This is a genomic window from Cohnella sp. WQ 127256, assembly GCF_024519285.1.
Taxonomy (GTDB): Bacteria; Bacillota; Bacilli; order Paenibacillales; family Paenibacillaceae; genus Cohnella.
Window position 1 is genome coordinate 1,769,621 of the sequence record NZ_JAMZCY010000001.1, and the last position, 11,427, is coordinate 1,781,047.

The window sequence follows — 11,427 nt, forward strand, 5'->3', positions numbered from 1 at the left end:
AGTTCGATCACGATTTGTTCTGTGATGTCTTGACACTCAAGCTCCCTCATAATAAAACCAATCGAATACAGCGACGTTAGCGCTCTCCTTACCGTTCGAGCTGGCGTACATCCCGATCAGCGTTCCTACCATGCCGCCAACGATTTCCGGATTTAATAGTCTCCCGTCCGCGTTTTTATATAGAGGGGTAAGGCTTCCTTCCGATATGCCGTAATAGAAATGGAATGCCTGTTCTTCGGCAACGATACCAAGAATGATTTCTTCGGATTCGATATCGATTTTTGCAAGCTCTACCTCTGTTGTCTCTGCCTTGAAATGAGGCAAATGTGGATACCCTTCTAGTTGGCTAGCACATTGAATCAGCCGTAGAATTTGCTTGTCATTCTCCATAGAGCGTTCGAGCCGAAACTGATGGTTGCTTGCTTGCATGATGACAAGGCCTGACGCCTCATTCTCTGAACGCGCATGGAAGCGCATGCGTAGAGATGCGCGGAAGCTAGGATGTTGCTGCCTGCGTCCGACGAAGCTTAGATTCGGAACATGATGCTCCCTGCCGATTTTGGTAAAATCGATTTTTTCTAGCTTTGGCGCCATGGATCGGGGTAGCAGCTTCAACGTCAATCCGCTGTCCGCCAAGGAATAGAAATCGTCGTTAGGCGTACCGAAGAAGATCCAATCCATGCGGAGACGATCCCCGTCGAAATCATCCCTTACTGGAATGGATTGAGGGGAGAATACGGGTAGATCCGGCGCAGGATAGCTCCATTCGATCTTGCCCGTTCCCGGGCTAATGACAGGCCAACCCTCCTCCCATGTAACTGGAGCGATGAAGGTTTCCCTGCCCAAATTCTTGTGGCATCCGTCTATGAGACGGGAAGCCAGCATCACGGCATACCATTCTCCATTCTTCAACTCGAAGAAATCTGCATGTCCAACATTACAGAGTGGATAAAGCTTTCCCAAGTGTCTATGCGTCATGATCGGGTTGCCGTCATAACCCTCGTAGTCTCCGAATATCGACTTGCACCGAGCAACCGTGACCGCATGGTAGTGCTCCGTCCCACCTTCGGCAATGACCAGATAGTAATATCCTTCCTTTTTGTAGAGGTGAGGGGCTTCAGGGGATGCGCAATTATTCAGAGCGCCTCCCCATAGGGTCCGATTCTCGCCTACAAGACGCATATGTTCCAAATCGATCTCGCTGATCCAAATCACCTGTGCGCCGAGCGTGCCGTCCGCTTTCGGATCCCGCCTTGTTCCGGTAAAGTACGCTCTGCCGTCGTCGTCAAAGAACAACGACGGATCGATGCCTGGACCATCCGGCAGCCAGTGCGGATCAGACCAAGGTCCTCGAGGATCGGTCGCAGTAACGATAAAATTCCCTTTGTCACTGAAATTTGTACCGATCACGTAGAAAGTTCCGTTATGATACCGGATCGTTGGCGCCATGATTCCGCCCCCAAGATGATCCGCCGTTACATGCAGTTGCGACTTGCGGTCAAGAACATGCCCGATCTGCTCCCAGTGCATCAAGTCGGTACTTTGGAAGATAGGGATTCCTGGAAAAACCGAGAAACTCGAAGTGATCAAATAGAAATTGTCATTGACACGACAGATCGAAGGATCCGGATAGAAGCCCGGCAAAATCGGATTATGTAGTATTTTATCGTTCATAGAAAGCCCTCCATATAAAATGATACACAGCCAAATACGTCTACCCTGCTAGAAGATCATACGTATACGACTAAATATTATCTCTTTTATAGAGGATCGATCTACCCAAGAATCGACCTTATTTTATCGTTAATCAGACGTTCGTGTTGTTCTTTCGTTCTCGAAAACGACAACTTAAATCGTCGCAACTCCCCTTTTTCTCCAGAGACTCCTATTCGTTTGCGTCATCGTCTCAAGCCCTCTTCGGGACGAGTTTTATTTGGAATCGTACGCTATTTCTGATTGCGCTGCGACGAATTTTTGATGTTAAGAGACTTTCTATACTGTGCGACGGTTCTGCGGGATATACGGATCCCTTCCTCCTTTAATCGTTCCGCTATCTCGGCATCCGAAATCGGTTTTTGCCGATCCTCTTGCCTAACCATGGCTGCGATGCGGCTTTTGACGTAAGGAACGGATACTCCTTGGCCGTCTGCCGTTCGAATTGATTTGCTAAATAAAACTTTAATAGGAATAACGCCAAAATCGGTTTGGATATATTTGTTCTGAATGGCGCGGCTCACGGTCGATTCATGCAGTTGCAACGCCGATGCAGCATCCTTAAGCAAAAACGGGTTCAGCTTTGTCAGGCCTTCTTTGAAAGCGTACTTCTGTGCGTTAACTACAGTCAGAATTACCTGTCGAAGAGTTTGCTTTCTTCGTTCTAAATTGGCGATCAGCGATTGGGCCTCGAACCATTGCTCCTTAAGCTCAGGACTCATGTCTTGCCTGCTCAGAATTTCCAAATAATCTTCGTTCAACGAAACGATCGGCATGTACTTATCTAACAATCGGACTTCTAATTGGTCCTGTGCCCAGGTAATCTCGGCTTCCGGGACGATCTGTAATAACTCGGGTTCTGTATAAAAGGACGCTGGTCGCGGATCCAAGCCGCGAATATAGTCTATGGCTGTTTCGAGCTCATCTTTGGTAATCTTGAGCTTTTGCTGGATCGACAGCGCTGTCCCTTCCGCCAAGTCTTGGAGAAATCGTTTGATAATGTCTTCGGCATAGGGAGCTGCGGAACAATCCCTTGCGATTTGCAGCAACAAGCATTCTCTTAAATCTCTTGCTCCGATTCCTGCAGGCTCGAAACTTTGCAGTATTTCAAGTGCTTGCTCAACATCCTCTATTGAGCAATTCAGGAAAGCTGCTGCTTCTCCTAGGTCGATTCGCAGATAACCTGCTTCATCAAGGTTACCGGCTAAGAATACCGTTTTCCTGCGCAAGGCTTCAGAACAATCTGTCAGTATGAGCTGATCTTCGACATTTGCCAGTAAGCCTCCCGAACCATAGAATGCCAGCGTTCCGGGATCGCTCCCCCTCTCGGAGGGTACGGAACTTACATATGAATCAGCAGCGAGCTCACTGTGGAGAAACGGATTCTCGTTCGCTTTATGCTGCAAGTATTCTGCGATATCCGTAATAGGGGCCTGAAGCATATAAAGCGACTGCTCCATCTTAGAAGTCATAATGAGCTTATACAATCGCCTCTGGCTCATACTCATGTTAAGCTTCATATCTTCACTCCCCCGTACGGTTGTTTATTGTCTCCTTATTTTACACGCGTTCGAACGCCATAGCGATGCCCTGGCCGCCACCAATGCATAGACCGGCCATGCCTCTCTTGGCATCGCGCTTCAGCATCTCATGCAGCAGCGTCGTGACAATGCGGGCGCCGCTTGCCCCGATAGGGTGTCCTAAGGCGATCGCACCGCCGTTGACGTTGACCCGATCCATCGGCAATCCAAGCTCGATCGTGACGCCGAGCGATTGGGAAGCGAAAGCCTCGTTCAATTCGAATAGATCGATATCGGGAATGGACCATCCCGTTTTTCTTAGCGTAGCTTGAACGACAGGCACCGTACCCAGCCCCATCAGTCTTGGATCGCAACCCACCGATGCATATCCGGAAATGACAGCCATAGGTTTCAACCCTAGCTGCTTGGCTCTCTCGCTGGATATAACGATTACGGCCGATGCTCCGTCGTTCAGTGTGGATGCATTCCCTGCCGTGACCACGCCGTCTTTCTTAAATGCGGGACGCAATGCCGAAAGCTTATCCAGTGTTGTGTCTCCTCGAACTCCTTCATCATGTTGGAACATCAGTGGCTCTTGCTTTCTGCTAGGCACGAGATAGGGCACAATTTCTTCTTTAAATCTTCCTTCTTCCTGCGCCAAACGCGCGCGTGCCTGGGACCTTGCCGCGAACTCGTCCAGCTCCGTTCGGCTAAATTGAAACTTCTCGGCGATATGCTCCGCCGTGATTCCCATATGAATATCGTGGAAGGCATCCCACAGGCCATCCGAGATCATGCTATCTACCAATTCTCCATGACCTAGCCGATATCCCTTACGTGAATGCTTGAGCAGATGAGGCGCTTGGGTCATATTCTCCATGCCACCAGCAACCACGATCTCCGACTCGCCCGCGGCAACCGAGAGCGCGGCCAAAGCGATGGCTTTCAATCCGGATCCGCACACTTTGTTCACGGTATAGGAAGGTATGGATTCGGACAATCCGGCATGGATCGCTGCTTGCCGAGCCGGATTTTGGCCGAGGCCAGCTTGCAGCACATTGCCCATGATCACCTCTGACACTTCGTTCGGGTTGATCCCGCTTCGTCTGACAGCTTCGCGAACTACATGAGCGCCAAGATCGACGGCGGATATGTCGGCCAAGCTGCCGCCGAACGAACCGATTGCCGTACGGACGGCTTCGACGATAACCACTTCTCGCATCGTATTCCTCCTAGTTCTTTAGTTTAAGATGGCGACGGCGCGCGCCCAGCCCGCACTCGCCCGATGAATTTTTACAGGAAAAACGGATACCTTAAATCCGGTTGCCGGCAATTGGTCAAGATTCGCCAGCTTCTCGATCTGGCAATATTCCTTTTCCTTGCCGGCGAAATGGGCGGCCCACAGGACGCCGTCCCTCGGATTCCGCTTGTAGTCTTCCGCTTGGTATTTCAATGGAATATCCCAGCCCCAAGCATCGATTCCCATTACCTTGATGCCTTGATCGATCAGCCACAGCGTCGCTTCCGCCGATACGCCGGGGTGAGACTGTGCGTAAGCCGGATCATAGATTTTCTTATCGCAATCCGTACGAATCATCACGATATCGAAGGGCTTTAGCTCATAGCCAATCGAATCGAGCTTCATCATCAAATCGTTCGATGAAATCTCGTATCCCGCCGGCTTATCGGTAAAATCCAGGACGATTCCGTCATTGTAGAACCAATCGAGCGGCAGTTCGTCAATAGTGCGTGCCGGCTTGCCCTCAGAGGTCGGCCAATAGTGCCATGGCGCATCCACATGTGTTCCCGCATGCGTTGTAAGCTCCAAAAACTCTCCGGCTAACCCTTTCCCTTCCTGGAACGCCTCCGGCACGACGCCGAATAATTTTGCTCCTAGGTGAACGCCTTCCTCGTGGCTTTCGTATCGAATGGCGAAAGGAAGCGGATCCATCACGTCACTTCCGATCGAAACGCTTAAATCGATGATTCTGGGTCTATTTCGTGTCAATGCGACTCCCCCCTTTGAATTTAATATTTATACGACTTTGTTTCGCAGTTGGCCCAGCCCCGTAATCGTTAACTCGACTTCATCCCCCGGTTGCAGCCAACGGTGCGTCTCCAGCCCAAGCTCCAGCAAACATCCGAAGCCGACGGTGCCCGATCCGATGATGTCCCCCGGATACAATGTCGCATCCTCCGAGGCCCGTTCGATCATTTGGCCGAACGTGTAATGGACCGTTTGAAAGTTGCCGTGCGACAGCAGCTTGCCGTTTACGAATGCTTTCATCTCTAGATCGTAACGGTCATTCACCCGATACGTCTCCAATTCGTCCTTGGTGACCAAATACGGCCCCGTGGCCGTGGCAAAATCTTTGCCTTTAGCTGGACCAAGATTGACTTTCATCTCTTGAGCCTGTAGGTCGCGAGCGGTCCAGTCGTTGAAAATCATGTACCCCGCGATATAGTCGTCTGCTTCGGAGGCCTTGATGTTCCGGCCTTCCTTGCCAATTACGCAGGCCAGTTCCAATTCATAGTCCAGCTTCGTGCATTTTTTTGGACGCTGTACCGGCTGGTCCGGACCGACGATGGCATGATGGTTTGTAAAATAAAACACCGGAATCTCGTACCATTCCTTCGGCATCGAGTTGTTCGTCCGGCGCGTCGCGTTCTGGATATGGGTCTCGAAGGAGACAAAATCCCGTACGCTGGGCGGTCGGGGGATCGGTGCCAGTATCTTAACCTCGGACAGGGAATACGTCGCTTCAAGTTCTTCTTGTTGCAAGCCACGAATAATTTCCATACCGGCTTCGAACTCGTTCAGCAAATCCAGCAATCGTACCGGTAGCTTCCCTCCGCTTTCCTTATGCATATCGATAACACCGTCTTTATGAATCCACCCGCAGCATTGCTCCCCTGATGGATTCAAGAACGTCACGAATTTCACTGCAACCCCTCCTTGATCGTAAAGGCAGCCTCGGTTTTCGCCTGAATGTCTTCCAGGGTGGCGCCTTCCATCACTTCGGTCAATACCATGCCTTGCTCGGTAAAATCGAAAACAGCCAAGTCCGTAATCAGTCTTTTCACGACCCGCTGTCCCGTCAACGGGAGCGAGCATTGCTTCTTTATCTTGGACTCGCCCATCTTGTTCACATGCTCCATGACGACGATGACCTTTTTTACCCCATGCACCAGGTCCATCGCTCCCCCCATCCCTTTCACCATCTTGCCGGGGATGATCCAATTTGCCAGATCACCGTTCTCCGATACTTCCATGCCGCCTAGAATCGCCAGATCGATATGGCCGCCGCGAATCATCGCAAAAGACTCCGCACTGTCGAAAAACGCGGCTCCCTTCACCGCGGTTACCGTTTCTTTGCCCGCGTTGATCAAGTCGGGATCGAGCTGCTCCTCGGTCGGGTAAGGACCGATTCCGAGCAAGCCGTTCTCCGATTGCAGCATGACATGGAAATCCTCTGGGATCTCGTTGGCCGCAAGCGTCGGCATGCCGATCCCCAGGTTGATATACATGCCGTCTTCGATTTCCTTGACCGCACGTTTCACGATTTTCATACGAACATCCATGTTTCATCCCGCCCTGCTATTTGAATTAACCGATCACCGCGCGTACCGTTTTGCGCTCGATCCGTTTCTCGTAGTTGGAACCCAGGAGCACGCGCTTTACGTAAATACCGGGCGTATGAATCTCATCGGGGTCGAGCTCGCCCAACTGCACGATTTCCTCGACCTCGGCGATCGTAATTTTGCCAGCCATCGCGGCTAGTGGGTTAAAGTTCCTTGACGTCTTGCGGAATACGAGGTTGCCCATCGTGTCCGCCTTCCACGCCTTGACGAGAGCGAAGTCCCCTTTGATGCCGCGTTCCATGATATACGTTCTGCCATCGAATACCCGCTGTTCTTTGCCTTCAGCGATCGGTGTGCCCACGCCGGACTGCGTGAAAAAGGCCGGGATGCCGGCCCCTCCCGCTCTAATCCGTTCGGCTAGCGTCCCTTGCGGAACCAACTCGACCTCAAGTTCCCCGCTTAAATATTGCGTTTCGAATATCTTGTTCTCGCCGACGTAAGATGACACCATCTTTTTGATTTGCTTCCCGGCCAGCAACAAGCCGAGACCCCAATTGTCGACGCCGCAGTTGTTGCTAACAACGGTCAAATCCTTCGTCCCTCGGTCCCGTAGCGCCATGATACTCTTCTCCGGAATACCGCACAAACCGAATCCCCCAACTATCAACGTATTAGCGTCTCCGATATCGGCGATCGCTTCCGAGAATGATTGCATGACTTTATTCACGGCCATTGTTACCCCTCCGTTCTTTCAAGCTAGCCAAGCATGGCTTTATAGACTTGATCGTCCAACGCTTGCGCCTTATCTGCGTCATAAGTCTTCTCGTAGGCCGGAGCTTGTGTGATTTGGGCTCCCCAGAACATCGAATCGAATACCGCATCGATCGATATTTCAACGATGGATAGAGTCATCGCGACACCGTCTGATTTCTCCGTTAATACCTGAGTCGAGCCTGTCACCGTATGCACTGTACCTCCGCCAATAAAGCAAAGCGTCACTTTATTGGCGGCCTTCACATTGGTAAGAATCCGGGAATTGCTGGTGATCGCGAATCGAACGGACTTAGTATCTATCGCCTTCACCCAGGAGATCGCCGAGATACTCGGCGATCCCGATTCATGGTCGACTGTACTCAATAAGATCAGTGGATTCGTACCCAGGAGCAAAAGCTGCTCAGGCGATAGCTCGGTCGAGATGGATTTGGATTTCGCCATGCTTGCACCCCGCCTTAATTTTATAGTTGCTCCTGCAGCCAATCGTATAACGGATACGTCTTGGTCACATTGTCCACCTGACAATGTGCTGACCCGGTGCTGCTTACGGGTACGACGACCAAAGTCCGCTCGCAAGTCAGGTCGTTGTAGACTTTGTATGCGTGTTCAACCGGAACTTGGCGGTCGTCTTCTCCATGCACGATATAGGTCGGCACCTTGATTTTTTCGGCTACCCCTTGCAGAGTGAAGGTTTTGAACTTTTCTCTAGCCTCGGCCATGCTCTCGACTCCCACGATATGCTGAGCGATTTTGGACAACGGGTGATCGTCCGGTCTTCTCGCCCACACATCGTAGTAGCTGTAAATCGCGCTCCAGATGGCGCAAGCTTTAAAGCGAGACTCGAAGGCCGCGCAGCGAGCAGCCATGTAACCGCCCATGGATACAGCCATGACGCCGACGCGCTCCGGATCGATCGGAAGCTGCTCGATGGCGAAATCCAGCGCCGCGGTACCTGCAACGTTGTAGTCATATCTCGTTCGTATATGGCCGAGCCTCAGCGCTCCCCCTTGGCCCGGACCGTCTACGGCAAGCAAGGAGATCCCCCGCTCGTTCAACAATTGGGCCGGACCGAAATACAATTCCTCAGCCGTGGAATCCAATCCACCGAACATGATGACCAACGGTCCGTTCTTTTGATTCGGCGCCTGAAAGAAGTAGCCCGGCAAGAAGGAGCTCTCATAGGGGATCTCCACCTGTCTTGGCGGATTTTCCAGCATACCGGCCCCTTTGCGGAATAAGTGAATCCCTTTCAGATAAGTCGGGATTTTCCGCGGATCCTCCGGCGTCAGGAAAAATTCGGCGGTCCGAATATAGTTCGATGCTCGCAGGAAAGCCGCCCGCGCCGTAATGTTGTGTCCTTCGTCGAGAGCTTTGCTTCCTTCGCTCAGCACGCGTTGACCTAAGCCCATCCAAGCCCGATGGAAGCTCTCGTAATCTCCCGGATTGATCTGGCTGGACGCTTCGATGATCTCATTGAATTCACCGCCGCCGAACAAGCTCTGGCTCGCAATCCGAACGACTTGGTAGGAAAACATATAATGATCAGGATAATAATGCCACAATTCGGTTATCCCCCTTCCGTACTTAGTTATATAGCGTATTTTTTGGATCCAACGGTACTCCCATCAAATGCCGGCCGTAGTTTTCTCCCGCAAAATCGAAGTTCAAAGCCGCATGCATCGACATGATCTGGGTATCGCGCCAGAAGCGCTGCATCGGGTTGGAATCGTAGATGGAGCTCGCTCCGCTGTTTTCGAACAAGCGTCTGACCACATCGGAACTGATTTTGTTCACGAACGCGAAATCGCGCGCGCAACGCATCTTTCTCGCGACATCCACCTTGCCTGAAGACTGGAGAATCCGCACGGCTTCGTGCAAAAGCAGATCAGCGCAATCCAGCTCAGCGGACATTTCTGCGATCCGAATCTGTTGATGGCTGAAGCCGGTTACGTTCTTCTGTGAATACAAGGCGACCTTCTTCTGACTGGTTTCCACCCACAGCTCGAACGCACCGCGCGCCGCCCCATATGTCGCCGAAGCAAGGAAGAACCCTATCGTGTTCATGATCGGCAACTGATAGATTCGGCCTTGGTGAATGTCCATACCCGCCGATTTACTGAATTTCGACCACATGACCAGATCAGCCACGCGATGCTCGGGCACGAATATAGGTTCATTAATAACGATAGACTTACTTCCGCTGGCTTTGATCCCCGCGACATGCCAATCATCTTCAACTTCGATATCTTCTCTTGGCAGCAGGAACATCAAGTGCTTCGGCAGCTGGCCTTCCTTCGTCGGCGGTTCCATTCCGCCGACCATCACCCATAAACTGTGGTCAATGCCCGATGAGAAACTCCACTTTCCGCTTAATTGAAAACCACCATCCACTCGAATGAACTTGCCGACAGGCGCGAAGGCCGATGCGATGAGCGCGTTCTGGCTGCGTTCCCATACGTCCTTCTGCGCTTGTTCCGGCCAACCTGCCAACATAAAGGAATGTAGGCCAAGCAGGGTATAGCACCAGCCCGTAGAAGGATCCGCTTTCGATATTTCGATCGTCGTATCGATCAACGCTTCGAGCGGCAGTTCATGCCCACCGAAAGCTCGGGGCTGCAGAACTCTAATTAACCCGGAATCGACAATCTCTTGGATCGTCTCGTCCATCTGTTTTCTCATCGCTTCCGTTTGTTGAGCCCGCTCTCGGATTTTGGGTGCAAGCGCCTTCGCGTGAGCTAAAGCCTCATCGTAAGAATACACTTCTTGTTGAGTCGGATTTGCCATCTTAATCCCCGCCTTTCTTCGATCGTCTAATTACTTAATGATTTTGCCGTCCTTAGTCCATGGCATTTCATTGCCCCATGCGTCGTTCGGGTTTTCGGACAGTCTCCACATATACGGGCCGAAGTCAGGTGCAAAGATCAAATGTGCGCCGGAATACAGCTCAAAGCGGTTTCCGCCCGGTTCATCCACGTAGAAGAAGAAACCTTCCGCGATTTTGTGACGAGTAGGAGCTCCCATCACCAATGTGTATCCGCTTTCGATAATGTGATCAGCGGCCATCAATACCTCTTCTCGGCTCTCAACGGCATAGCACACATGGTTGATCAAACCGCGTTTTCCGCTTTGATCGCCCAACAGCGCGATATCGTGGGACAGGTTCGTCACTGAGAACCATGCACCGATTTCTTTACTGATCGGTTCATCCAGCAGAATGCCTTCCCGATGGTAGAAGCCAAGTCCTTGATAAAACTCGCGGCATTTCGGGACATCAGTGCTGTGAAGAGTAACATGGTCCAAACGGCGAGGCGCCACGCCGCGTCCATGGTTCTTCTGTGGACGGTTATGCCATACGCTTTTCAATTCCTCAGGTGCCGTGTAAAGATCAACGTCCCAGAATATCTCTTCCAAATGGCCGTCCGGAGACTCGAATTGGAAGGCCTTCCCGTGACCAATATCCCCCTCGATCCAACCTTTGCCGCGGCCTGAGCTCTCAATATGCTTGACAGCGTCTTCAAGCGCTTCGGCACTATCTGCTCTCCAACCGATGTGTCCCAACCCTTTGGTCGTATGATCCGTAATTTTCAAACTGTGGTGGTGGAACTCGCCCCACGCTCTGAAATACACGGATTTTCCGTCTCGAGCAGACTCTTCTAGACCAATAACGTCTTTAAAGAATTTGACGGTGTCGTCCACTTTCGGGCTGTATAGCTCCACGTGGCCCAATTGGGAAATATAATGCGGATTTCTTGCCATTGAATAAATCCTCCTTGTAATGTGATGAGATAATTCTCCCACCTTACAACTAGCAATTTCCATGCCAACTTTAAGATAATAA

At 51.4% G+C, this 11,427-nt stretch carries 11 protein-coding genes; all 11 read right to left on the minus strand.

Annotated features, from left to right (window positions below; all coding sequences use genetic code 11):
• Positions 1 to 36: 36 nt before the first annotated feature.
• Positions 37 to 1,674, minus strand: a complete 1,638-nt coding sequence (locus tag M1K58_RS07900) for a glycoside hydrolase family 43 protein (RefSeq protein WP_256758105.1) — start codon at positions 1,672 to 1,674, stop codon at positions 37 to 39.
• 272 nt (positions 1,675 to 1,946) lie between these two features.
• A complete protein-coding gene (rpoN, locus tag M1K58_RS07905; protein WP_256758106.1) occupies positions 1,947 to 3,233 on the minus strand; it encodes an RNA polymerase factor sigma-54 in 1,287 nt (428 codons plus the stop codon).
• Between the two features lie 40 nt (positions 3,234 to 3,273).
• Positions 3,274 to 4,455 carry an acetyl-CoA C-acetyltransferase gene (locus M1K58_RS07910; RefSeq protein ID WP_256758107.1) on the minus strand — a complete coding sequence of 394 codons (1,182 nt, stop codon included), beginning with the start codon at positions 4,453 to 4,455 and terminating at the stop codon, positions 3,274 to 3,276.
• An 18-nt stretch (positions 4,456 to 4,473) separates the two neighbouring features.
• Positions 4,474 to 5,241 carry a cyclase family protein gene (locus M1K58_RS07915; RefSeq protein ID WP_256758108.1) on the minus strand — a complete coding sequence of 256 codons (768 nt, stop codon included), beginning with the start codon at positions 5,239 to 5,241 and terminating at the stop codon, positions 4,474 to 4,476.
• Positions 5,242 to 5,268: 27 nt separating this feature from the next.
• Positions 5,269 to 6,177: a fumarylacetoacetate hydrolase family protein gene (locus M1K58_RS07920; protein ID WP_256758109.1), complete on the minus strand. Its 909-nt coding sequence runs from the start codon at positions 6,175 to 6,177 to the stop codon at positions 5,269 to 5,271.
• A complete protein-coding gene (locus M1K58_RS07925; protein WP_256758110.1) occupies positions 6,174 to 6,815 on the minus strand; it encodes a 3-oxoacid CoA-transferase subunit B in 642 nt (213 codons plus the stop codon). The genes M1K58_RS07920 and M1K58_RS07925 overlap by 4 nt, the downstream gene beginning before the upstream one ends.
• 25 nt (positions 6,816 to 6,840) lie before the next feature.
• On the minus strand, positions 6,841 to 7,542 hold the full coding sequence (locus tag M1K58_RS07930) for a CoA transferase subunit A (protein ID WP_372339135.1): 702 nt from the start codon (positions 7,540 to 7,542) through the stop codon (positions 6,841 to 6,843).
• 29 nt (positions 7,543 to 7,571) lie between these two features.
• Complete coding sequence (locus M1K58_RS07935; RefSeq protein ID WP_256758111.1) at positions 7,572 to 8,030, minus strand: pyridoxamine 5'-phosphate oxidase family protein; 459 nt, start codon at positions 8,028 to 8,030, stop codon at positions 7,572 to 7,574.
• Between the two features lie 20 nt (positions 8,031 to 8,050).
• A complete protein-coding gene (locus M1K58_RS07940; RefSeq protein ID WP_256758112.1) occupies positions 8,051 to 9,151 on the minus strand; it encodes an alpha/beta hydrolase family protein in 1,101 nt (366 codons plus the stop codon).
• A gap of 22 nt (positions 9,152 to 9,173) precedes the next feature.
• Positions 9,174 to 10,373: an acyl-CoA dehydrogenase family protein gene (locus M1K58_RS07945; protein ID WP_256758113.1), complete on the minus strand. Its 1,200-nt coding sequence runs from the start codon at positions 10,371 to 10,373 to the stop codon at positions 9,174 to 9,176.
• Positions 10,374 to 10,403: 30 nt separating this feature from the next.
• Positions 10,404 to 11,345: a VOC family protein gene (locus M1K58_RS07950; RefSeq protein ID WP_256758114.1), complete on the minus strand. Its 942-nt coding sequence runs from the start codon at positions 11,343 to 11,345 to the stop codon at positions 10,404 to 10,406.
• Between the last annotated feature and the right edge of the window lie 82 nt (positions 11,346 to 11,427).